The following is a 21,695-nucleotide window of genomic DNA, read 5'->3' as shown; positions in this document are numbered from 1 at the left end:
CCCGGGGGCTCAGCGGTAGTCGAAGAAGCCCTTGCCGGACTTCCGGCCGAGCTCGCCGCGGGCCACCATGTCCCGCATGAGCTGCGGCGGGGCGAAGCGCTCACCCAGCTGGGACTCGAGGTACTCCGCGATGCCCAGGCGCACGTCCAGGCCCACGATGTCGGTCAGGGCCAGCGGGCCGACCGGGAACTTGTAGCCGAGCACCATGGCGGCGTCGATGTCCTCGGGGGAGGCCACGCCCTCCTCGACCATGCGGATGGCCTCGAGCGCGATCGCCACGCCCAGGCGCGACGAGGCGAAGCCCGGGGCGTTCTTGACGACGACGGGGGTCTTGCCGAGCCCGCGGACCCACTCGGTGGACAGGGCCTGGAGCTCCGCACCGGTCTGCTCGCCGATCACGACCTCCACGAGCTTCGAGGCGGGCACCGGGTTGAAGTAGTGCAGGCCGCAGAAGCGTTCGGGGCGCTGCAGGTGCGTGGCGATCTCGTCGATGGACAGGGAGGAGGTGTTGCTGGCCAGCCAGGCGTCCTCGCGCAGGTGGGCCTCGACGTCGGTGAGCGCCTCGATCTTCACCTGCATGTCCTCGAACACGGCCTCGACCACGAGGTCGCAGCGGGCGAAGTCGGCGCGGTCCACGGAGACGGTCAGGCGCTGCGCCCACTCGTCCAGGTCGCCGTCGATCTTGCCGCGCTCGAGGGAGGCGGCCAGGTCGGCCTCGATGCGCCCCTTGGCGGCCTCGGCCGACTGCGGGTCGCGCTCGACGACGACCACCTCGGACGAGCCGGAGACGAGGAACGCGTGGGCGATGCCGCCACCCATCCGGCCGCCGCCGAGGACGCCGACGACGGCGGGCACGGAGGACGGCGCGGTATCAGGGGTGTGCTGCTGATCGGTCATGTCAGTCCTCACTTCTTCTTGCGGTCCAGGAACGCCTGCATGCGCTCGAACTTGGCCTCGGACTCGAACAGGATGGCCTGCGCGATCTCGTCCACGTGGGGGTGGGCCTCGCGAGGGAGGTGGAAGACGCGCTTGGACAGCCGCACCGCCAGCGGGTCCTGCTGCGCGATGCGGTCGGCGAGGGCGTCGGCGGCGTCGAGGAGGGCGTCCGGCTCGTGCAGCTCGGTGACGAGCTTGAGCTCGAGGGCCTCCTGCGCGTCCAGGATCCGTCCGGCGAGCAGCAGCTCGAGGGCCACCGGCTCACCCACCAGCTCCTTGAGCCGCCACTGGGCGCCCGCAGCGGCGGTGATCCCCAGGCTCGTCTCGGGCTGGCCCATCTTCAGCGCCGGGGTGGCGATGCGGAAGTCGGCCGCGTAGGCCAGTTCCGCGCCGCCGCCCAGGGCGAAGCCGTCGATCGCCGCGATCACGGGCATGGGCAGCCGGTGGATGCGGTCGAAGACCTGCGAGTTCACGCCGCGCAGGGCGTCGTCGCGGCGGCGCTCGCGCAGCTGTCCGATGTCCGCGCCGGAGGCGAAGATGCCGGAGAACGTCCCCGGCTCGCGCGTCGACTCCACCTGCGTGCCCGAGATGATCAGGATCTTCGGCTCGCGTTCGAGGTGGGTGCAGAGTTCGTGGAACTCGTCGACCATGGTCTGGTCGATCGCGTTGCGCACGCCCGGGCGGTCCATGCGCGCGTGGACGCGGTCCTCACGCTCCTCGACGCGCAGTGCCGTGAAGTGGCTGAAGTCGTCCATGCGCTCAGACCTTCTCGACGAGCATCGCGGAGCCCTGGCCCACGCCCACGCACATCGTGGCCAGGCCCCTGTCCGCGCCCTCGCGCTCCATCCGACCGAGCAGCGTGACCACGAGGCGCGAGCCCGAGGAGCCGAGCGGATGGCCCAGGGCGATCGCGCCGCCGTCGGCGTTGACGGTCTCCGGGTCCAGGCCGAGGCGCCGCATCGAGGCCAGGGACTGGGTGGCGAAGGCCTCGTTGAGCTCGACGGCGCCCAGATCCGCCACGGACCAGCCGGAGCGCTCGAGGGCCTTCTCGGTGGCCGGGACGGGGCCCAGACCCATGATCTCGGGGGCCAGGCCCGCCGAGGTGGACTCCACGACGCGGGCCCGCGGGGTCAGGCCGTACTTCTGCGCGGCCCGCTCGGAGACGACGAGGATCGCCGAGGCGCCGTCGTTGAGGGAGGAGGAGTTGCCGGCGGTGACCACGCCGTCCTTCTTGATGATCGGGCGCAGGCTGGCGAGCACCTCGGGGGTGGAGCCGGGGCGGGGGCCCTCGTCCGTGTCCACGACCGTCTCGGCGCCCTTGCGGCCCGTGACGACGACGGGCACGATCTCGTCCGCGAAGCGGCCGGCCCCGATGGCGGCCAGCGCACGCTCATGCGAGCGGGCGGCGAAGGCGTCGGCGTCCTCGCGGGTGATGCCGTCCACCTCGCCGACCTCCTCGGCGGTCTCCGGCATGGAGAAGGTGAACTTCTCCCCGAACTCGCCGTCCGCGAAGCGCGGGTTCACGAAGCGCCAGCCGATCGCGGTGTCGAAGGCCGCGCCGGGCTTGGCGAACGCCGTCGTCGGCTTCTCCATCACCCAGGGGGCGCGGGACATCGACTCCACGCCGCCGGCCACGACGACGTCGGCCATCCCGGAGCGCACCATCGCGGTGGCGATGCCGATCGCGGACATGCCGGACGCGCAGAGGCGGTTCACGGTGATGCCTGGGACGGTGTCCGGGAAGCCGGCCAGCAGCCAGGCCATGCGGGCGACGTTGCGGTTCTCCTCGCCGGCGCCGTTGGCGTTGCCGAGGATGACCTCGTCCACGACCGACGGGTCGATGCCGGCGTCCTCGATCACGGCCTTGATGGTCAGGGCGGCGAGGTCGTCGGGGCGGACGGAGGAGAGGGCGCCGCCGTACTTGCCGACGGGCGTGCGGCGACCGCCGACGAGCAGGGCCTGGGACTGTGCGGACATGGAGACTCCTTGAGTGACCGACGACGGGGCGGGCGCGGCGAATTACCGACCGTGCGTTCAGGTTCAGTATTCCGGGCCGGTGTGACGGGGGTCAACTGCGGGGCGGGTGTGACGGTGACGGGGTGGGGTGAAGCGCCCGGGGGCGGCTCCCCAGGAGTCGAGGCATGCGCGAGGCGCCAATCGGCGTGCGCGGAGGTCCAAGGTCGACGGGCGCGACGCGGCTAGTGTGCGCTATGTCACGGCAAGTGCGGTGCAGGGAGGAATTCTCATGACGGGGACGTCCGTCGACCTCGTGGTCACTCAGGCCAGGATCCACACCATGGGCGAGCGAGGCACCGTGGAGAGCATGGCGGTGCAGGCCGGTCGCGTCGTCGCCGTCGGCAGGGAGGTGGAGGAGCTGATCCCCGATGCCCGGGCGGTGCTGGACCTCGAAGGCGCGACGGTGATGCCCGGCCTCGTGGACGTCCACAACCATCACTCGCTCGCCGGGCAGATGGACCTCTTCGAACTGTCCTTCCCGCCCACGGCAAGCTTGGAGGCCGTGCTGGACGCCGTCAGCGACCACGCCGCCACTCTCGCCGCCGGGGAGTGGGTCGTCGGCGGCAGCTGGGGTTCTGGTCTCCTCGACGCCTTGGACAGCCCTGACGCCTTGCGCCGCCTCGACGCCGCCGGCCAGGGACACCCTGTCCTCTTGAAGGATGACTCCAAGCACAACCGGTGGGCCAACTCCGCCGCCATGACCGCGGCCGGCATCAGCGCGGACTCCGTGGATCCGGACGGGGGGATGATCCTCCGGGACGCCGACGGGCAGCCCACCGGCGTGATGATCGAAGCCGCAGGGGCGCACGTGGAGAAGGTCAGAGAGCGCCTGTTCCGGACGACCACGGAGGACCTCGCGCGTGCCTCAGCCCGGGGCATCGAGATGCTCCACGCGCACGGGATCACCGCGTTCCAGGATGCGGCCGCCTCACTGCAGCTAATGACGGCGCTGCACGAGCTCGACGAGCAGGGCGGACTCCACGCGTGGGTCGTCACCAGCATGCTGGCGAACGACTTCATCTTCGGTGCGGACCCTCTCGGCGAGGACATCATCGCCGGCCGTGAGCGCACCCGTTCCCTTCACCATCGCCCGGACTTCATCAAGATCTTCTTGGATGGCGTCCCGCCCGCGGGTACCGGTGCGTTCCTCGAGCCGTACCTGAAGGGGGCCGGTTTCCCCGCCTGTCATCACGGGCACACCACCATGGGCCCGGAGGAGCTGGAGCGGTGGCTCCTCACGACGGCGGCCCGCGGGATCTCGGCGAAGGTCCACTGCACGGGTGATGCTTCGGTCCGCATGGTCCTGGACGCGGTCGCCCGCGTGCGGGCCGCGGGGCACGTGACGCCGCGCTATCACGTGGCGCACGGCCAGTTCATCCATCCAGACGACGTCGCCCGGTTCGCGAGTCTCGACGTCGTCGCCGACATCTCTCCGGCCCTCTGGTATCCGGGTGTGATCACCCAGGCGATCCAGACCGTCCTCGGCGAGGAGAGAGGATCGCGACTGCACCCGAACCGTGCCCTCGTCGATGCCGGGGCGCTCGTGGCCGGAGGCTCGGACTGGCCCGTCAGCGAGTCGCCGAACGTATGGGAGTCCGTCTACGGCCTCGTCACGAGGAAGGACCCCACGGGGCGGTTCCCCGGTGAACTCTGGCCGGAGCAGGCGCTGACCCGCGAGGAGGCCCTGCGCGTCTACACCACGGCCGGGGCGGCCGCCATGGGGCTCGACGACACCATCGGCTCGCTCGACGCCGGCCGCTCCGCCGATTTCGTCGTCCTCAGCGCGGACCCGCTCACCGCCGAGCTGGAGAGCATCCCGGGGATCACGGCGAAGCAGACGTGGTTCGCGGGCCGCCGCGTCCACGAGACCCAGTGATGACCACAGACAGGAGCCACATCGTGGAATCCCCCCAGACCCGGCACACCGACGTCCTCGTGATCGGCGCCGGCTCGGCCGGCTGCGTCCTGACCCGTCGCCTGCTCGACGCCGGCCGGCGCGTCACCCTCGTCGAGGCCGGCGAGCACGACGTCAACCCGGACATCGACGACGTCTCCCGCCTCGGCTTCCTGTGGGAGACCGACGTCGACTGGAACTACCGCACCACGCCCCAGCCGGAGCTCGACGGCCGCCGAGTCCATCTGCCCCGCGGCAAAGTCCTCGGCGGCTCGCACGCGCTCAACGCGGCCATCTGGGTGCGCGGCGACCGCTGGGACTACGACACCTGGGCCGGCGAGCTCGGCTGCGCAGGCTGGGCCTGGGACGACGTCGCTCCCTATTTCCGAGCCATCGAGGCCTATCCGGAAGGCGACCCCACGACCCGCGGCCGCGACGGGCTGCTCGATGTCAGCACCGACTACCCGCATCATCCGATCCAACAGGCCATGTACGACGCCACCGTCCAGGAGGGCGTCCCAGAGAACCCGGACTACAACTCCGGGGACGTCGAGGGCGTCGGATGGATGCAGCTCAACGTCCGCGACGGCAAGCGGTTCAACACGTGGCGCGCCTACCTCAAGCCGGTGGCGGACCACGAGGGGCTCACCCTGGTGACCGGCGCGCAGGCCCGGCGTCTCGTGTTGGACGGCGCGCGCGTCACCGGCGCCGAGTTCGATCGGAGCGGCGAGACACTCAGGATCATGGCCGACGAGGTCGTCCTCTGCGCCGGCGCCCTCGGGTCCCCGGAGATCCTGCTGCGCTCCGGCATCGGCCCCGCGGGCCACCTGCGCGAGGTGGGCGTCGACGTCGCCCACGAACTGCCCGGCGTCGGGCGCAACCTGCACGACCACCTGCTCGTGCCGGTCGTCGGCGTCACCGAGAGGGAGGCGCCGGCCCCAGAGGTGGCCGTGACCCAGGTGCACTACTTCGCGAAGTCCGACCCGGCGCTGCCGGTGGCGGACACCCAGCCGATCTACTTCTCGGTGCCGATGTACACCAACACGGCGGGCGACCCGATGGTGGGGCCGGAGACCGGCTTCTCCCTCTTGGCGGGCATCGTCCGCCCGCTCTCGCGCGGCAGCCTCACCCTCTCCGGCCCCGCGCCGCAGGACCCCGTGCGGGTGGACATCGGTGCCTACACCGCGCCGGAGGATCTCAAAGCCATGCTGTACTCCCTGCGCCAGTGCCGGCGCATCGCCGCCCAGCCCGCCCTCGCAGAGGACTGGGGTGCCATGGAGATCCACCCGGGCCCGAACGTCGGGGACATGGACGAGGAGCTGATCGCCTACATCCGCAACACCACGACGACGTACCACCACCAGGTGGGCACGTGCGCGATGGGCGTCGGCGAGGACGCCGTCGTCGATCCGGCGACGTTGCAGGTGCACGGGGTCGAGGGGCTGCGCGTGGCCGACGCGTCGATCATGCCTCAGGTGACGTCGGGCAACACCAATGCGCCGTCCGTGATGATCGGGGAGCGGGCCGCCGCGATGATCACGGGTGTCGAGCCCTTCTAAGGAGCATGAGACGACCCCGTGCGCGGTCCGTCGGGGTGACGGGCCGCGCACGGGGTCTCAGTCTCGGCTCGTCCGCCGCAGCGCGAGGGCCGAGGTCAGCCCGACGCCCAGCTCGAGCACCACGATGCCGAGCATCGCGCGGGTCGCGCCCGCGTCGTGCGCCGTCGCCGCGGCCCCGCCGTCATGGTGATGGCCCGCACCGATCCCCGGCAGGCCCGCCACCATGGCAGCGTGGGCGAGCACCATCGCGGCCGCGGACACCAGCAGCATGCGGAGGGTGCCTGCTGCCTCGCTGGCCGGGGCGGTGCCGTGTCCGCGCAGCAGCCGCGCCCCGCAGAGCGCGCACCACGCGGTCATCGCGAGCAGGACCACGGTCGTGACGAGGCCGTGGGGATGCATCACGAGGACCGCCACGTGCAACGGTGCAGCCAGCAGCGCGAGCGCGGCCGGCAGACGGCCCCCGCCTCCCTCGGGGGCTGAGCGCGGCGTTGCGAAGGACGAGGGGCGTCGAGTTGTGCGAGGGGCGAGGGCCGTCATGGAGGGCCTCCGTCAGTGCCCGCAGCCGCAGGCGTCGTCGGACCCGCCGCCTGCCACGCCGGGGGTGCCACCGGCGTGGCAGGCGCCCTTGCGCGGCTCCGGCACGTCGAGCACCGGCGAGCGGTCGAAGAAGCCCTCGGGGCGCAGTCGGAAGCCCACGTGGTCCACCGGCATGATGGGCCAGTCCTCGACGCGCGGGAAGTGCGTCAGGCCGAAGGTGTGCCACACGACGAGGTCCTCGCCGTCCACGTTGCGGTCCGCGGCCGTCCACTCGGGCAGGCCGGCGCCGCCCCCGTGCTGGTTCGGGAAGTCGCCGGTGGGGTAGCGCTCGTCCTCGTGGTACTGGGACACCCACAGGGTCTTGGCCGCGAAGGTCGCCCGCCGGTGGATGGAGGACCCCTCGGCCGCCATGAGGGTCGGCAGGCCCTCGGGGTGCAGCTTGTAGCCGACGGGGGCGCCCAGGCGGTTCTTGTGCTCCGCGCTCTCCACCACCCAGGTCCGGGCGACGGACATGTCGGCGTCGCGCTGGGCCTGCTGTTCCGTGGCCAGCACGGTCCGGCGCCGGGTGAACGCGTTGCCGCGCGGGTTCTCCTCGGAGAACGGCAGACGGACGCCGTCCTCCTCCAGCACGCGGCACGTGCCGTCGTCGAGCGCGAAGTCGAGCCGCGCGCTGAACAGGTGCTGATGGAAGGGGGCGCCCAGTCCCGGGGCGATCTCGGACGCGAAGTCCGTGGTCCCCTCGGGGACGGCCGAGGTGAAGACGATGCCGGTGGCCTTTGCCTCGAAGCCGATCGTGCCGTCCAGGTAGAGGTACCAGTAGAAGCCGTAGTCGTAGTTGCCGATGGTGGTGAAGAAGGAGATCACCAGCCGGCGGTTGCGGCGCGTGTAGGAGATGCCGGTCCACATCTCGGTGTGCTTGGAGAGGATGGACCAGTCCTCCTCGTGCATGCAGATGCCGTTCTTGATCTGGCGCGGCTCACCGGCGTTGTTCACCACCCAGGGGGAGAGATAGGTGATGTCGCCGAGGCAGTCACAGCCCAGCTCGAGCGAGTTCGCCCACTGGCCCACCAGGTACTCGCCCGTGTCGAAGTAGTTCTGCCAGGACCGGATGGGGGAGGGGTCGCCGTAGGGCACCACCATCTCGGCGATGGACGCGCGGTCCAGGATCGTGCGGCGGCGGCCGGTGTGCGGGTCGTCGAACGCGATGTTCTGCAGCACGAGTCCTTCGCGCATGTCGAAGCCGATGTCGAGGCTCCAGCGCTCCCACTCCACGTGGTTGCCGCCGTCCACGGTGAAGGACGGCCCCTCGGGCTGGGTGATCTCGATCGGCTTCTGCGTGGTGCGCAGGTCGCCGGTGAGCTCGGGGTCCGTGTAGTTGCCGTGCTCCTGCGGCACGGGCATCGCGCCCAGATCGATCACCTGGGTGACCTCCTTGGCCGTGACGTCCACGTAGCCGACGATCCCGTCGATCGGGTGGGCCCACGGCGAATCCGCCTCGTGCTTCTGGTGGAAGGCCAGGCCGCGCAGGATGCGGTGGCCCTTCTCCTCCTCGTATTCGAAGACCCCCGCGGACAGGGGCGCCACACGCACCTCCTCCACGGGGATGCCGCGGGTCCGCATGGCCTCCTGCCAGCGGGGGTCCTGGGCCAGGACCGCCTCCACGACCGCGAACTCCTCCTCCATCACGGGGAACTCGCCGTCCACGGCGGAGTCGAGCTCGCGCAAGGACAGCAGTTCGCGGCGCGTGGCGGAGACGACGGCCTCGACGGGCCGCCCGCCGGCCACGTCCAGGACGAACACCCGGAACCGGCGGTCGCGCGACGCCTCCGCGCGCTCCGCACCGCGCGGCGGGTCGAGGAGCCCGAGGTAGGCGATGCGCGCGTTCTCGCCCAGCATCCCGTCGTCGCGCAGGACGGCGACGACGGCCTCGATCTCCTCGGGGGTCTGCAGGCGGAAGTCGCCGGCGGTCTCGGTGGTCATGGCATCCTCGTTCCTTGCCGCGGACGGCACTGGTGGGGTGTTCTTCTCCAGGTGGAGAACTATCCGTGCCACGTACGGTAGGCATTAGCGTGACGCGGGTCATAGGACATCCGTGCACAGGTCGGCCGTCGTCTGCGCGCGTGGTCAATCCGGCCGCGCCCGACACCTCTACGCGAAGGAGCGCCATGCCCAAGGTCGTGGACCATGACAGCCGTCGGTCCGAGCTGGTGGAGGCCGCGTGGCGCGTCGTCGCCCGCCGCGGGCTGACGGGGGCGACCATGCGCCAGATCGCCGAGCAGGCCGGATACGCGCACGGGGCTCTGAAGCCCTACTTTCCCGCCAAGACGGACCTGCTCGACGCGACCTACGCCCACGTCTTCGGCCGGACGCAGGCGCGGATCGACGAGGCGCTCGCGGGCGTGCGCGGGTTGGAGGCCCTGCGCCGCCTGTGCCTCGAGGTCCTGCCCGTGGACGAGGACCTCCTCGTGGAGGCGCGACTCGTCATCTCGTTCTGGGACCAGGCCGCCCGCCACGAGGCCGAGGCCCGGGTGGCCGCTGCGACCCTCGAGGCGTGGCGGGCGCGTCTGGACGCGGCCCTCGGCGAGGCCGACGACGACGACGCACTGCGTCCCGACCTCGACCGACGCGCCCTCGTGGACCTGATCCTGACGTGGCTGTTCGGCGCGCAGGTGACGGCCGTCGTCGATGCGGATCGGCACGACCGGGCCGCGCTGGAGGCCCAGCTCGCGCTGCTGACGGCGGCGATCCGCCGGATGTGACCGGGTGTGGCGGGCCGTCATGACGCGCCGCACGGGGTTGCCTGGTCTTTCTCCAGTGGGAGAATGGTGAGCCAGGTTACAGCGAAGCAGCGTGAAGGGAGGGCCTCGCGTGTTCCGGCGGACCGTCGACGACCATGCCGAATGGAAGGAGCTGATCTCCCGCTCCTTCGTCCCCCTCGAGTCGGAACTACTCCGTCCGAGCCGGTCGTTCTCCGGCCGGCTCGACGTGAGCGAGTTCGGCGGGATCGGCCTCACCACTCTCGCGGCCGCGCCGCACGCAGTGCACCGGACCGAGCGTCTCGCCGCGGCGGGCGGCGGGGGCATGTTCAAGGTGTCCCTGCAGCTCTCCGGCCGCGGCCTGCTCCTCCAGGACGGCCGTGAGGTCCTCCTGGAGCCCGGCCGGCTCGCGATCTACGACACGTCTCAGCCCTACACCCTCTCATTCGACCGCGACTTCACGAGCCACGTCCTGATGTTCCCCCACGCGGCCCTCGGGATCGCCCCCGGCCAGGCGGCGCAGGTCACGGCGACGGCCCTCGACGAGGGTCATCGACTGGGCCCGGCCGTGAGCGCGTTCCTGACGCAGGCGGCGGACGCCATGCCCGTGCTCGACCCGGCCATCGGCGGCCGGCTGGCGCACAACGTCGTCGATCTCGTCGGCACCCTCGTGGCCGATCTGCTCGGCCTGCCGCCCCGTCCGGCCGAGGGCGTCCGGCCCGCGCCCGTCGGGGGTCCCGACGACGAACGGGACCGGCAGCGCGCCGCCGTGCTCCGGCACATCGACGAGCACCTGGCGGACCCCGCGCTGTCCCCAGCCAGCGTCGCCGCCGCGCACTTCATGTCCGTCCGGAGCCTGCACCTGCTGTTCGAAGGCACGGGGGAGACGGTCGCCGCGACCATCCGGCGACGCCGGCTGGAGCGCTGCCGGGACGAGCTGGGCGACCCCGGGAACGCCGGCCGCCCGGTCGCCGTCGTGGGAGCGCGGTGGGGGTTCGCGGACCCGGCCCACTTCTCGCGGGCGTTCCGCGCGCGCTTCGGCGTGACGCCCGGCGGGTACCGGCGGCAGGCGGCCTAACGGGGCGGGACTGCGCGCGGCGGCAACGCCTCTTCGCGGATCGTCAATCCGCGGCCCGCTGGATCGGCCACCCTCGAGTGAGTCAGATCACCCCGAGGCGGATCCCCTCGCCTCCCGTCTCAGGAGGGACCGCATGAGCTCCGTCCTCGATGCCGCCGGCACGCCGGCCACACCTCACCCGTCACCCGCCGCACCGTCCGCCCGCGTCCCCTCGAGCAGCGGCGACGACCGCCTCGGTGCGGGCCGCATCGGCGTGCCGGCGCTGGTCTGCATGATCGTCGCGGCCTCCGCGCCCCTGACCGCCGTGGCCGGCGGCATCACGAGCAACTTCGCCGTGACCGGCCTGCTCGGCGTCCCGTTGTCCTTCCTCGTGCTCGGTGCCGTCCTGCTGCTGTTCTCGGTGGGGTACGCGGCGATGTCGCGACACGTCCACAACGCGGGCGCGTTCTTCGCCTACGTGGCCCGCGGCATGGGGAAGCCCGCCGGGGTGGGCGCCGCCCTCGTCGCGCTCGTGTCCTACGCGTGCATGCAGGTCGGCATCGCCGGCATGTTCGGCTTCGCGACCTCGTCGTTCCTCGAGGGGACGTTCGGGATCGCCGTCCCGTGGTGGGCCAGCGCGCTGGGCGCGTGGGTGCTGGTCGGCGTGCTCGGCCTCTACCGCGTGGACTTCTCTGCCAAGGTCCTGATGGGCGTCGTGGCGCTCGAGTTCCTCGTGGTGTGCGTCTACACCGTGCTCGGCCTGCGCGCGGCCCCGGAGGGGGTGAGCGCGGCCGGCCTGCTGCCGGACCAGCTGTTCACCTCCGGTGTGGGCGCCGCCCTGGTGTTCTCCGTGGCCGCGTTCATGGGCTTCGAATCCGGTGCCATCTACAACGAGGAGGTCAAGGACCCGAAGCGCACTGCGGGCCGGGCCACGTTGATCTCGGTGGTGCTGATCGCGGTGTTCTACGCGTTCTCCGCGTGGGCGATGGTCATGACGGAAGGGCCAGGCCAGGTCGTGGCGGCTGCCCAGGCCGGAGGCCCCGACGTCGTCTTCGCGTTCCTCGGCGCCCACACCCCGCTGTGGTTCACGGACCTGGCGAACATCCTCTTCATCGTCAGCCTCCTGGCCGCGCTGCTCGCGTTCCACAACATCGTGGCCCGCTACGCCTTCGCCCTCGGCCGGGAGCACGTGCTGCCCGCGTTCCTGGCCCACACCTCGACGCGCACCGGCGCCCCCGTCGGCGGCTCGCTGGCCCAGTCCGGGGCCGCGCTCGTGGTGCTCGTGGTGTTCGCCGTGGCGGGCTCCCGCTCTGACGACCCCCTGTTCCCCGTCGTCACCCTCTTCACCTGGCTGACCAACATGGGCGCGTTCGGCCTCGTGCTGCTCATGGCACTGACCTCCGTGTCCGTCATCGGCTACCTGCGGCGTCACCGGGACGAGTTCGGCGTGTTCACCCGGGTCGTCGCCCCCGCGCTCGCCGCCGTCGGCCTGCTCGCCCTGTTCGTGCTGACGATGGTGAACTTCCCCGTGCTGCTCGGCGCGGACGGCCCCACCCCGCTGAGCTGGCTGCTGCCGGCGCTCGTTGTGGCGCCCGGCGCGCTCGGCACGGCCTGGGCCCTCTGGCTGAAGGCCCGCCGACCCGCCACCTACGCGGGCATCGCCCGTGGCGGCGAGCTCTCCTGAGCCCCACACTGACCTCGACCACAGACCACTCCGACCCCGTACGAGAGGCAACCCCATGACCGAGACCCTGACCTACGCCGACCTCCTCGCCGCCGTCGCCGCCCCCGAGGGCGCCGGCGCCGAGATCAAGGACCCCGCCACGGGCGAGCTGATCGGGCACGCCCCGCAAAGCACGACGGCGGACCTCGACGCCGCCGTCGAGCGGGCCCGCACCGCCCAGCGCGACTGGGCGAAGCTGCCCCACGCCGAGCGCAGCGCCGCCCTGAACCGCGCCGCGGACGCGATCGAGGCGAGCGCCGAGGCCCTCGCCGAGCTGCTCTCCCGGGAGCAGGGCAAACCGGTCAAGAACGGCCCCAACGCGGCCTTCGAGGTCGGCGGCTGCGTCGCCTGGACCCGTGCGACCGCCGCGTTCGAGATCGAGCCCGAGGTGCTCGTGGATGACGAGTCCGGCCGCGCCGAGCTGCACTGGGCGCCGATCGGCGTCGTCGGCGGCATCGGCCCATGGAACTGGCCCATGATGATCTCCGTCTGGCAGATCGCCCCGGCGCTGCGCATGGGCAACACCGTGGTGCTCAAGCCCTCCGAGTACACCCCGCTGTCCGTGCTGGCGCTGACGCACGTGATGAACCAGGCCCTCCCGGAGGGCGTCCTGCAGGTCCTGGCCGGCGACGGCGAGCTCGGCCGCGCGTTCACCGCGCACGGCGGGATCGACAAGATCACCTTCACCGGCTCCACCGCCACGGGCAAGGCGATCATGAAGGGCGCCGCCGACGACCTCAAGCGCATCACCCTCGAGCTCGGCGGCAACGACGCCGGCATCGTCTTGGACGACGCCGACCCGAAGGCGATCGCGGAGGGCCTGTTCTGGGGCGCGTTCATCAACACGGGCCAGACCTGCGCGGCCCTGAAGCGCCTGTACGTGCCGGACGCCCTCTACGACGCGGTGTGCGAGGAGCTCGTGGCCGTGGCGCGGGCGATGCCGATGGGCAACGGGCTCGAGGAGCAGAACGTGCTCGGCCCGCTGCAGAACAAGGCGCAGTACGACATCGTCGCCCGCCTCGTGCAGGCGGCGAAGGACGGCGGCGCGCGGGTCCTGCTCGGCGGCGATCCGGACGGGTCCGCGCCGGGCTACTTCTACCCCACCACCCTCGTGGCGGACATCGACAACGACAACCCGCTCGTGGCCGAGGAGCAGTTCGGCCCCGCCCTGCCGATCGTGCGCTACACGGACCTCGAGCAGGCCATCGCGTGGGCCAACGGGCTCGAGGTCGGCCTCGGCGCGTCGGTGTGGTCGCCGGATGTCGAGCGCGCGAAGGAGGTCGCCCTGCGCCTGGAGGCCGGCTCCGTGTGGATCAACAAGCACGGCGCCATCGATCCGCGCGTGCCGTTCGGCGGTGTCAAGCAGTCCGGCATGGGCCGCGAGTTCGGCGAGCTGGGCCTGAAGGAGATGGCCGAGGCCAAGTCGATCAGCGTCTGACCCGGCCCGCCCTTCGAGGAGGCCCGCAGACGCGCCGCTTCGTCCCCGACGCAACGGCGTGTCTGCGGGCCTCCGCGCCGTCCGGACCCGGTCCGGCCGGACCCCGCGGGGGATACTGGGGCGATGAGCCAGACCCGCCCCCGCGCCGAGTTCCCCGTCGACGGCCTGCCCGCCGGCGACGCCGTCCGCCTCATGAAGACCATGCTCGTGCCGCGGCCCATTGCCTGGGTCGGCAGCCGGTCGGCCGAGGGCGTGGCGAACCTCGCCCCGCACTCGTTCTTCACAATGGTCTCCAACGAGCCGCCGATCCTCGTGGTCTCCTCCACGGGGCGCAAGGACACCCTGACGAACGTCGAGGCCATGGGGCAGTTCACCGTCTCGATCATCGACCGCGCGCTCGCCGAGGCCGCCAACGCGACGTCCGCCGTCGTCGGCCCCGAGGTGGACGAGTTCGCGCTGGGCGGGCTCGAGGCGGAGCCGGGGGTCGCCGTCGACGCGCCCCGGGTGGCCGCCTCCCCGGCGGTGTTCGAGTGTGTCCTGGACCGCACGGTCGAGGCGGGGGACGGTGTCGTGATGTTCGGGCGCGTGGTGCACCTGGCCGTGGCCGAGGACGTGCTCGTCACCGACGCGCGCGGCCACCGCCTGCCCGACGCGCGGCGTCTGGACCCGGTGACGCGGCTCGGCCGGAACGAGTGGGGCGGCCTCGGCGAGGTGTTCGCATTCGACCGGCCCGGGGCCTGACCCCGCGGTCCGGCCGCGCACGACGACGGCGCGCCCTTCCGGAGGAGGACGCGCCGTCGTCGTGGGGTGGGGACGGGCGAAGCCCGTCAGGCGGGCCGGATCAGGCCGGGACCACCGGGTGGGAGCGGGTGGCGACGACCTGCTCGTCGTGCAGCTCGCGGTCCTGGATGCCCTTGGGGACGAACAGGACGGCGATGAGCGAGATCGCGGAGATCACGATGATGTACCAGGCCACGTTCTCCCAGCCGGTCTTCACGAGCTGGTCGGCGAGCAGCGGGGCGAAGGCGCCGCCGATGATGGTGCCGAGCGCGTAGCCGATGGAGACGCCGGAGAAGCGGACGCGGGCCGGGAACATCTCGGCGTACATCGCCGACTGCGGGCCGTAGGACGGACCCAGGCCGAGCGTCAGGACGAACAGGCCCAGCGAGAACAGCGGCAGAGACGCGGTGTTGAGCAGCCCGAACAGCGGGAAGGCCCAGACGATCAGGAACCCGTAGCCGAGGACGAAGGTCAGCTTGCGGCCGATCTTGTCCGAGACCCAGCCGCCGAGCAGGGTGAAGATGAACCAGCCGACGCCGCCGACGAGGCTCGCGATGAGCACCTCGGAGGAGGTCATGCCCAGACCCTTCGGACCGCCGTACTTCGAGAACCACGCGATGAGCAGGTAGCCGACGCCGTTGTTCGCGGCGAAGATCACGGCGGCGAGGATGACCTCCTTGGTGTGGTGCCGGAAGAGCTCGCCCAGCGGGGCGGACTCGTCCACCTTGAGCTGCTGCATCTCCTTGAAGACCGGGGACTCCTCCACGGCCTTGCGGATCAGGTAGCCGACGACGATCAGCACCACGGAGATCAGGAACGGGATGCGCCAGCCCCAGGTGAGGAACTGCTCCTCGGACATGGTGGAGCGCACGATGAACAGCACGCCGGTGGCCAGGATCATGCCCAGCGGCACGCCGATCTGCGGGGCGGAGCCGAACAGGCCGCGCTTGCCGTGGGGGGCGTGCTCCACGGACAGCAGCGCCGCGCCGCCCCACTCGCCGCCGGCGGACAGGCCCTGCAGCAGGCGCAGCGCGACGAGCAGGATCGGGGCCCACACGCCGATCTGGGCGTAGGTGGGCAGCAGGCCGATGAGGGTGGTGGCCAGGCCCATGCCGATCAGCGTGAGGGACAGCACGAGCTTGCGGCCGAAGCGGTCGCCGAGGTGGCCGGCGATGATCGCGCCGAGCGGGCGGACGAGGAAGGAGATGCCGAGGGTGACCCATGCGGCGATCTGGGAGCCGCTCTCGCCCATCGGCTGGAAGAAGAGGGCGGCGAAGACGAGTGCGGTGGCCTGGGCGAAGATGAAGAAGTCGTACCACTCGATGGTGGTGCCGACGACGGTGCCGGCGATGACCTTGCGCTCCTCGCGGCGATCGCGCGCGGGGGCGGGCGCCGCGGGGGATGCGACGGTGTGGCTCATGGATGCTCCTGGGATGCGGGGCGGCGGCCGGCCGTGAGACGGCGGCGGGACGGTGTGGTGCCCGACCGATCGGTCGGGAAGTGACACCCGTCACCGTATACGATCCTCTGTGACTCACGCCACGGTCCGAGCTGATGACGGGAATGTGACGAGGCCGGGACGACGACGGCGCCGCGCCCCTCGCGCGAAGGGTGCGGCGCCGTCGTCGGTGGCGGGGTGCGGCGGCTCAGCCGCGGCCGGTGAACTCCGGCTTCCGCTTCTCCTGGAAGGCCTGGAAGCCCTCGGCGTAGTCCGCAGTGCCGCAGAGCTCGCCCTGGGCGATGTTCTCCGCGTCGAGGGACTCCCACAGGCCCACGCGGTGGTCGCGGACCTGGGCCACGAGCTCCTTGGACGCGCGGAACGCGAGGGTCGCGCCGGAGGCCACCTGAGCGACCTTGGCACGGGTGAACTCGAGCAGCTCGTCCGCGGGCAGGGCCCGGGAGAACAGCCCGGCCTGGACGGCCTCGGCGCCCGAGAGGAGCTCGGCCGTGTAGATCAGGTCCAGGGTGCGGTGCGCGCCCAGGCGCTCGGTGAACAGCCAGTGGCCGCCCGAGTCCAGGGTGGCCCCGAGGTTCGCGAACGGCGAGCCGATCTTCGCGTCCTCGGCCACGTACACCACGTCCGTGGCGATCGCGAGGCCCAGGCCCACGCCCAGGCAGGCGCCCTGCACCGCCGCGAAGGTGGGCACCGGGATCTCGGACATGGCCCGCAGCACCGGGGTGACCCTGTCCCGCAGGTAGGCGGTGGCGTCGTCCTCGGCCGGGACCACGGCGGAGATGTCGCGGCCCGCGCAGAAGCCGCGGCCCTCGCCGCGCAGCAGCACGGCCCGGACCTCGCCGGACTCGACGCCGGCGGCGGCCCGCTCGTAGGCGGCCTGGAGTTCGGCCAGCGCGGCCTCGTCCAGGGCGTTCATCCTCTGGGGGGCGTCCAGCACGATCTCGGCGACGCCGTTCTCGACGGTGATCTCGATCATCGGGGGCTCCTTCGGTCTCGTGGGCGGGCGCTCAGGCGTCGAAGTCCAGCGTGATCGAGTCGGAGGTCGGGCGGGTCTGGCACGTGAGCACGTAGCCCTTCTCCACCTCGTCCTTCTCGAGCGCGTAGTTCTCGTCCATCTCGTAGGCGCCGTCGACGACCTTGGCGCGGCAGGTGCCGCACACGCCGCCGGCGCACGCGAAGGGCACGTCGGAGCGGACGCGCAGCGCCGCGTTGAGGACGGTCTCGTGGGCGGACTTGGGGGACTCGACCTTGGCGGTGAGGCCGTCGAGGTTGAACTCGATGGTCACGTTGTCGCCCTTCGGGTCCACCTCCACCACACGGCCGGAGTGGCCCTGCGGGTTCTCCGGGCGGCCGGTGGTGAACAGCTCGAAGCGCACGTCGTCCTCTGACACACCGCGGGCGGCGAGCGTCTCACGGGTGAGCTGCACGAGCTCGAACGGGCCGCAGAGGAACCACTCGTCGGTGCCCTGCACGTCGATCACGCGGTCCAGGAGGGTGGTGAGCTTGTCCTCGTCGATGCGACCGGAGAGCAGCGGGGACACGCGCTGCTCGCGGGAGAGCACGTGGTGCACCGTGAACCGGGCCGGGTACTTGTCCTTGAGGTCGCCGATCTCCTCGGCGAACATCACGTCCATGGCGGAGCGGTTCGCGTAGACCAGGTCGAAGCGCGAGGACTCGGAGGCCGCGAGCACGGCCTTGGCGATCGCCATGATCGGGGTGATGCCCGAGCCGGCCGCGAACGCGACCAGGTGCGTGTCCTTGTTCTCCGCGACCTTCTCCGCGGCCACCTTCTGGGCGTCGTTGAGGGAGGTGACGTGCGTGCGGGACGTGAACGCACCCTGCGGGTTCATCACGTCGATCTTCTCGCCGACCTCGAGGCTCTCGTTGGCCCATGTGGAGAACTTGCCGCCGATGTCCTTCTTCACGGCCACGCGGATCTCGCCGCGCTTCGGGACGGCGCAGATCGAGTAGGAGCGGCGCACCTCGGCGCCGTCGAGCTCCTTGCGCAGGGCCACGTACTGACCCGGCACGTAGTCGTAGTCGTCGGCGAGCTCCTCGGGCACCGCGAAGGTGACCTCCACGGAGTCGTCGGTCAGGCGGCGCAGCTCGGACACCTCGAGGGTGTTGAACGTGGCGCGGCGCTTGCCTGTGGTGGGGGCGTCGGTGGTCTCGGTCATCAGTGCACCTTGAAGTAGTCGAAGGGCTCGAGGCACTCCCGGCAGGTGTAGAGGGCCTTGCAGGAGGTGGAGCCGAAGCGGGTGATCTCGCGGGTGTTCAGGGAGTGGCAGCGCGGGCACTTCACGGCCATGCCGATCCTGATCGGGCCGTCCGTGGCGCGCGCGACGGGCGGGGCGATGCCGTACTCGTTGAGCTTGGCCTTGCCCTCCTCCGTCATCCAGTCCGTGGTCCACGCCGGCTGGAGCACCAGGCGCACCTCGGCGTCGGGGAATCCGGCGCGCTCCAGCGCGCGGGTGACGTCCGTGGTGATGGTGTCCATGGCGGGGCAGCCGGAATAGGTGGGCGTGATGACGACGACGGCCCTCTCGCCCTCGACCCGTGCCTCCCGGAGAATCCCGAGGTCCGCGATGGACAGCACGGGGATCTCCGGGTCGTGCACGGTGGAGGCCGCATCCCAGACCCGCGCGTCGGCGGGATCGGCGGGGCGCAGCTCGCTGGCGGTGGTCACCAGGTCGCTCCCGGGTGACGGCGCGCCAGGGACTGCATCTCCGCGAGGATGTACCCGCGGTACTCGCTCATGGCGCCGGAACGGTCGCCGCCGCGGGCGGTGCCCGTCGTCGGCACGGTCAGGCCGGCCTCCTCGATGGCCGCGCGGATGCGGGTCATCGTGGGCTCCTCCAGCGAGGACGGCAGCACGGCGACGCCCTGCTCGGCGAGGGCGCGGACGACGTCGTCGTCGTGGAAGAGCTCGGCCACGTAGGGCCACAGCTCGTCCAGGCCGCGCTGCATGCGGCGCTTCGACTCCTCGGTGCCCAGGCCCAGGCGCTGCAGCCACAGGGCGGCGTGGTCCTGGTGGTACAGGACCTCCTTGAGGGCCTTGTCCGCGATGGCGGCGAGCGTGGGGTCCGTGGACTCGCGCAGGCGGGTGTACAGCTCGTACGAGTAGAAGGAGTAGTACAGCTGGCGGGCGATGGTCTTGGCGAAGTCGCCGTTCTCGGCCTCCACGAGGCGGACGGAGCGGAACTCCTCCTCGTCGCGGAAGTACGCGAGCTCGTCCTCGGTCTTGCCCCACGCGGTGCCGGCGTAGGAGAGGAGGAAGCGGGCGTGGCCCACGAGGTCCAGGGCGATGTTGCCCAGGGCGATGTCCTCCTCGAGCTCCGGGGCGCGCGAGATCCACCAGGACAGGCGCTGACCGAGCATCAGGGCGTCGTCGCCGAGGGCGAGGGCGTAGCGGGCGACGTCGTCGCTCGCCTTCTGCTCGCCCGCCGCGATCTCCTCGGCGGTGATGGCCACGCCCGCGGAGTGCCTCGTGGCGGAGTCGTTGGTCGCGAAGCTCACAGGTGCGGCACCCCCTCGGACTGCTGGTAGTAGGTGGCGTGACGGTAGGACTTGCCCTGCGCGGACTCGAAGAAGCCGCCCTTGGAGTCCGGGTCGGAGGCCGCGATGGCCTCGGCCGGGACGACCCACACGGAGGTGCCCTCGTTGCGGCGGGTGTACAGGTCACGCGCGTTGCGCAGCGCCAGGGTGGCGTCCGGGGCGTGCAGCGAGCCGGCGTGCACGTGGGAGAGGCCGCGGTTGGCGCGGACGAAGACCTCCCACAGGGGCCAGGCGTGGGAGGCGGCGGTGGTCTCGCTCATGGGTCAGGCTCCGATCAGGTGGGTCTCGGCCGGCGCGTTCTGCTCGGCCTGGCGGCGGGCGTAGGCGGCGGCGGCCTCGCGGACCCAGGCGCCCTCCTCGTGGGCCTGGATGCGGCGGGCCATGCGCTGGGTGTTCATGGGGCCGTCGCCCTTGATCACGGACATGAACTCCTCCCAGTCCAGCTCGCCGAAGTCGTAGTGGCCGCGCTCCTCGTTCCACTTCAGGTCCGGGTCCGGCAGGGTGAGGCCGAGGGCCTCGGCCTGCGGGACGATCATGTCCACGAAGCGCTGGCGCAGGTCGTCGTTGGAGAAGCGCTTGACCTTCCAGGCCATGGACTGGCGGGAGTTGGGGGAGTCCTCGTCCGGCGGGCCGAACATCTGCAGGGCCGGGCCGTAGAAGCGGTCCACGGCGTCCTGGGCCATCTGCTTCTGCTCCGGGGTGCCGTGCGAGAGCTCGTAGAGGATCTCCCAGCCCTGGCGCTGGTGGAACGACTCCTCCTTGCAGATGCGCACCATCGCGCGGCCGTACGGGCCGTAGGAGGCGCGGCACAGCGGCACCTGGTTGCAGATCGCGGCGCCGTCGACGAGCCAGCCGATCGCGCCCATGTCCGCCCAGGTGCGGGCCGGGTAGTTGAAGATCGAGGAGTACTTCGCGCGGCCGGAGAGCAGCTGCTCGTTCAGCTCGTCCCGCGGGGTGCCGAGGGTCTCGGCGGCGGAGTACAGGTACAGGCCGTGGCCGGCCTCGTCCTGGACCTTGGCCATCAGGATCGCCTTGCGCTTCAGGGAGGGGGCGCGGGTGATCCAGTTGGCCTCCGGCTGCATGCCGATGATCTCGGAGTGCGCGTGCTGGGAGACCTGGCGGGTCAGGGACTTGCGGTACGCCTCGGGCATCCAGTCGCGGGGCTCGATGCGCGAGTCCTCCGCGATCAGGCGATCGAAGTTCTCCTGGCCGGCCGCATCCTCGGGGGACGGGACGGAGGCCAGGTGCTGGGGGGAGCTGGTCTGCGTCATGGGGATCACCTCACGCTGAGTGCGGGCTGGTTCCGTGGTCAGGGCACGCCGGGGCGCATCGAATTACTGACCGCTCGTTCAGGATAGGCCAGGGTGTGACCTCGGTCAACACACCGGAGCCGGCACGACCCGGGTGCGACGCGGCCCTCGGGACGGTGCGGGACGGTTCGCTCCTGCACAGGCGTCCCCACGGCGTCCCCCATCCCCGGATCGCCCCTTGCCGCGGTCGCGGGACCCGGGCCCTCCCTACGGTGGCCGCATGTCACCCCTCATCGGACCTCAGCAGATCGCCACGGCCCTGCGGGCCGCCGGACTCGACGACGACGCCGCCCGCCTGGCCGCGTGGGCCGACCCCGCCCGGCGCGAGCGGGAGACCGCCGAGCAGGCCCTCGCCGACCTCGCCGTGGCCCAGACGCAGCTGCGCACGGCGCTGGGCGGGCTGGTCAGCGCCGCCACGGACGTGCGCTCGGCGATGCACACGGCATGGCGCGGGGAGGCCGCCGGCGCCTATGGGGAGGCCGTGCGGCGGGCGGCGACCCTGGCGGCGGAGCTCGAACGGGAGGCCGGGGAGTGGCTCGCCCTGCGGGCCACCGCCGAGCGGGAGGCGGAGGACGCACGCCGGGACGCGGAGGCCCGTCAGCGCGCGGCCGAGGAGACCGCGCTGGCCGTCCTGCGCTCGCTGGCGGTGGCGGCGTGACCGGCGGGCGAGGTGCGGGC

The 21,695-nt window shown here is 71.8% G+C and carries 20 protein-coding genes; 8 read left to right on the top strand and 12 right to left on the bottom strand.

All coding sequences use genetic code 11. The annotated features are described in order from the left end of the window. Positions 1-9 precede the first annotated feature (9 nt). From J1M40_RS10550 to J1M40_RS10540, 3 genes are read right to left on the bottom strand one after another with little or no spacing between them, the layout of a single operon-like run. Positions 10-897 carry a 3-hydroxyacyl-CoA dehydrogenase family protein gene (locus J1M40_RS10550; RefSeq protein WP_170720752.1) on the bottom strand — a complete coding sequence of 296 codons (888 nt, stop codon included), beginning with the start codon at positions 895-897 and terminating at the stop codon, positions 10-12. Positions 898-905: 8 nt separating this feature from the next. Beyond that, a complete protein-coding gene (locus J1M40_RS10545) occupies positions 906-1,691 on the bottom strand; it encodes an enoyl-CoA hydratase/isomerase family protein (RefSeq protein WP_144862426.1) in 786 nt (261 codons plus the stop codon). A gap of 4 nt (positions 1,692-1,695) precedes the next feature. Beyond that, positions 1,696-2,913: a thiolase family protein gene (locus tag J1M40_RS10540; protein WP_036383428.1), complete on the bottom strand. Its 1,218-nt coding sequence runs from the start codon at positions 2,911-2,913 to the stop codon at positions 1,696-1,698. Between the two features lie 268 nt (positions 2,914-3,181). Between J1M40_RS10540 and J1M40_RS10535 the strand changes: the two genes are divergently transcribed. Together J1M40_RS10535 and J1M40_RS10530 are read left to right on the top strand one after the other, a co-directional pair. Beyond that, positions 3,182-4,828, top strand: coding sequence for an amidohydrolase (locus J1M40_RS10535; protein WP_073116987.1), 1,647 nt, complete (start codon positions 3,182-3,184; stop codon positions 4,826-4,828). Between the two features lie 23 nt (positions 4,829-4,851). Next, the gene (locus J1M40_RS10530) at positions 4,852-6,405 is read left to right on the top strand and encodes a GMC family oxidoreductase (protein ID WP_256598148.1); all 1,554 of its coding nucleotides are present in this window, start codon (positions 4,852-4,854) and stop codon (positions 6,403-6,405) included. A 57-nt stretch (positions 6,406-6,462) separates the two neighbouring features. On the opposite strand, the gene J1M40_RS10525 is transcribed toward J1M40_RS10530, so the two are convergent. Both J1M40_RS10525 and J1M40_RS10520 read right to left on the bottom strand, forming a co-directional pair. After that, positions 6,463-6,807, bottom strand: a complete 345-nt coding sequence (locus J1M40_RS10525) for a hypothetical protein (RefSeq protein ID WP_127446119.1) — start codon at positions 6,805-6,807, stop codon at positions 6,463-6,465. Between the two features lie 147 nt (positions 6,808-6,954). Next, complete coding sequence (locus J1M40_RS10520) at positions 6,955-8,922, bottom strand: primary-amine oxidase (protein ID WP_073116990.1); 1,968 nt, start codon at positions 8,920-8,922, stop codon at positions 6,955-6,957. A 185-nt stretch (positions 8,923-9,107) separates the two neighbouring features. Between J1M40_RS10520 and J1M40_RS10515 the strand changes: the two genes are divergently transcribed. The 5 genes from J1M40_RS10515 (at position 9,108) to J1M40_RS10495 (ending at position 14,657) form a co-directional block, all read left to right on the top strand. Continuing rightward, the gene (locus J1M40_RS10515; protein WP_170720754.1) at positions 9,108-9,701 is read left to right on the top strand and encodes a TetR/AcrR family transcriptional regulator; all 594 of its coding nucleotides are present in this window, start codon (positions 9,108-9,110) and stop codon (positions 9,699-9,701) included. A gap of 109 nt (positions 9,702-9,810) precedes the next feature. Next, on the top strand, positions 9,811-10,776 hold the full coding sequence (locus J1M40_RS10510) for a helix-turn-helix domain-containing protein (RefSeq protein WP_170720757.1): 966 nt from the start codon (positions 9,811-9,813) through the stop codon (positions 10,774-10,776). Positions 10,777-10,909: 133 nt separating this feature from the next. Then, on the top strand, positions 10,910-12,439 hold the full coding sequence (locus J1M40_RS10505) for an APC family permease (protein ID WP_081374418.1): 1,530 nt from the start codon (positions 10,910-10,912) through the stop codon (positions 12,437-12,439). A 55-nt stretch (positions 12,440-12,494) separates the two neighbouring features. Further along, positions 12,495-13,916 carry an aldehyde dehydrogenase family protein gene (locus J1M40_RS10500; protein WP_170720760.1) on the top strand — a complete coding sequence of 474 codons (1,422 nt, stop codon included), beginning with the start codon at positions 12,495-12,497 and terminating at the stop codon, positions 13,914-13,916. 123 nt (positions 13,917-14,039) lie between these two features. After that, positions 14,040-14,657, top strand: a complete 618-nt coding sequence (locus J1M40_RS10495) for a flavin reductase family protein (RefSeq protein ID WP_170720764.1) — start codon at positions 14,040-14,042, stop codon at positions 14,655-14,657. A 100-nt stretch (positions 14,658-14,757) separates the two neighbouring features. On the opposite strand, the gene J1M40_RS10490 is transcribed toward J1M40_RS10495, so the two are convergent. The 7 genes from J1M40_RS10490 to paaA form a co-directional block, all read right to left on the bottom strand. Continuing rightward, positions 14,758-16,116, bottom strand: coding sequence for an MFS transporter (locus J1M40_RS10490; RefSeq protein WP_070709171.1), 1,359 nt, complete (start codon positions 16,114-16,116; stop codon positions 14,758-14,760). A gap of 226 nt (positions 16,117-16,342) precedes the next feature. Then, the gene (locus J1M40_RS10485) at positions 16,343-17,128 is read right to left on the bottom strand and encodes an enoyl-CoA hydratase/isomerase family protein (RefSeq protein ID WP_049146507.1); all 786 of its coding nucleotides are present in this window, start codon (positions 17,126-17,128) and stop codon (positions 16,343-16,345) included. A 31-nt stretch (positions 17,129-17,159) separates the two neighbouring features. Further along, positions 17,160-18,329, bottom strand: coding sequence for a 1,2-phenylacetyl-CoA epoxidase subunit PaaE (paaE, locus tag J1M40_RS10480; RefSeq protein WP_170720766.1), 1,170 nt, complete (start codon positions 18,327-18,329; stop codon positions 17,160-17,162). Further along, complete coding sequence (paaD, locus tag J1M40_RS10475; protein ID WP_338401432.1) at positions 18,329-18,838, bottom strand: 1,2-phenylacetyl-CoA epoxidase subunit PaaD; 510 nt, start codon at positions 18,836-18,838, stop codon at positions 18,329-18,331. Before paaD ends, paaE begins: the two co-directional genes overlap by 1 nt. Further along, positions 18,835-19,668, bottom strand: a complete 834-nt coding sequence (gene paaC / locus J1M40_RS10470; RefSeq protein WP_036316649.1) for a 1,2-phenylacetyl-CoA epoxidase subunit PaaC — start codon at positions 19,666-19,668, stop codon at positions 18,835-18,837. Before paaC ends, paaD begins: the two co-directional genes overlap by 4 nt. Then, a complete protein-coding gene (gene paaB / locus J1M40_RS10465) occupies positions 19,665-19,967 on the bottom strand; it encodes a 1,2-phenylacetyl-CoA epoxidase subunit PaaB (protein WP_020624884.1) in 303 nt (100 codons plus the stop codon). Before paaB ends, paaC begins: the two co-directional genes overlap by 4 nt. Positions 19,968-19,970: 3 nt before the next feature. Further along, positions 19,971-20,978, bottom strand: a complete 1,008-nt coding sequence (gene paaA / locus J1M40_RS10460) for a 1,2-phenylacetyl-CoA epoxidase subunit PaaA (RefSeq protein WP_170720769.1) — start codon at positions 20,976-20,978, stop codon at positions 19,971-19,973. A gap of 259 nt (positions 20,979-21,237) precedes the next feature. Here paaA and J1M40_RS10455 point away from each other — a divergent pair, with 259 nt between their 5' ends. Next, positions 21,238-21,675, top strand: a complete 438-nt coding sequence (locus tag J1M40_RS10455; RefSeq protein ID WP_170720771.1) for a hypothetical protein — start codon at positions 21,238-21,240, stop codon at positions 21,673-21,675. Positions 21,676-21,695: the final 20 nt, after the last annotated feature.

Origin of the sequence: Micrococcus sp. KRD026, assembly GCF_017168445.1 — a bacterium.
Taxonomy (GTDB): domain Bacteria; phylum Actinomycetota; class Actinomycetes; order Actinomycetales; family Micrococcaceae; genus Micrococcus; species Micrococcus luteus.
The sequence above is the reverse complement of the archived record's forward strand: the minus strand, read 5'-3'. Positions and strand labels throughout refer to the sequence as shown.

Excerpts from the sequence above, each read along its gene's own strand:
- J1M40_RS10515 (WP_170720754.1), top strand. The coding sequence starts at position 9,108 with ATGCCCAAGGTCGTGGACCATGACAGCCGTCGGTCCGAGCTGGTGGAG.
- J1M40_RS10535 (WP_073116987.1), top strand. The coding sequence starts at position 3,182 with ATGACGGGGACGTCCGTCGACCTCGTGGTCACTCAGGCCAGGATCCAC.
- J1M40_RS10455 (WP_170720771.1), top strand. The coding sequence starts at position 21,238 with ATGTCACCCCTCATCGGACCTCAGCAGATCGCCACGGCCCTGCGGGCC.
- J1M40_RS10520 (WP_073116990.1), bottom strand. The coding sequence starts at position 8,922 with ATGACCACCGAGACCGCCGGCGACTTCCGCCTGCAGACCCCCGAGGAG.
- J1M40_RS10545 (WP_144862426.1), bottom strand. The coding sequence starts at position 1,691 with ATGGACGACTTCAGCCACTTCACGGCACTGCGCGTCGAGGAGCGTGAG.
- paaA (WP_170720769.1), bottom strand. The coding sequence starts at position 20,978 with ATGACGCAGACCAGCTCCCCCCAGCACCTGGCCTCCGTCCCGTCCCCC.
- J1M40_RS10540 (WP_036383428.1), bottom strand. The coding sequence starts at position 2,913 with ATGTCCGCACAGTCCCAGGCCCTGCTCGTCGGCGGTCGCCGCACGCCC.
- J1M40_RS10495 (WP_170720764.1), top strand. The coding sequence starts at position 14,040 with ATGAGCCAGACCCGCCCCCGCGCCGAGTTCCCCGTCGACGGCCTGCCC.
- J1M40_RS10485 (WP_049146507.1), bottom strand. The coding sequence starts at position 17,128 with ATGATCGAGATCACCGTCGAGAACGGCGTCGCCGAGATCGTGCTGGAC.
- J1M40_RS10490 (WP_070709171.1), bottom strand. The coding sequence starts at position 16,116 with ATGAGCCACACCGTCGCATCCCCCGCGGCGCCCGCCCCCGCGCGCGAT.
- J1M40_RS10550 (WP_170720752.1), bottom strand. The coding sequence starts at position 897 with ATGACCGATCAGCAGCACACCCCTGATACCGCGCCGTCCTCCGTGCCC.
- paaB (WP_020624884.1), bottom strand. The coding sequence starts at position 19,967 with ATGAGCGAGACCACCGCCGCCTCCCACGCCTGGCCCCTGTGGGAGGTC.
- J1M40_RS10505 (WP_081374418.1), top strand. The coding sequence starts at position 10,910 with ATGAGCTCCGTCCTCGATGCCGCCGGCACGCCGGCCACACCTCACCCG.
- J1M40_RS10500 (WP_170720760.1), top strand. The coding sequence starts at position 12,495 with ATGACCGAGACCCTGACCTACGCCGACCTCCTCGCCGCCGTCGCCGCC.
- paaE (WP_170720766.1), bottom strand. The coding sequence starts at position 18,329 with ATGACCGAGACCACCGACGCCCCCACCACAGGCAAGCGCCGCGCCACG.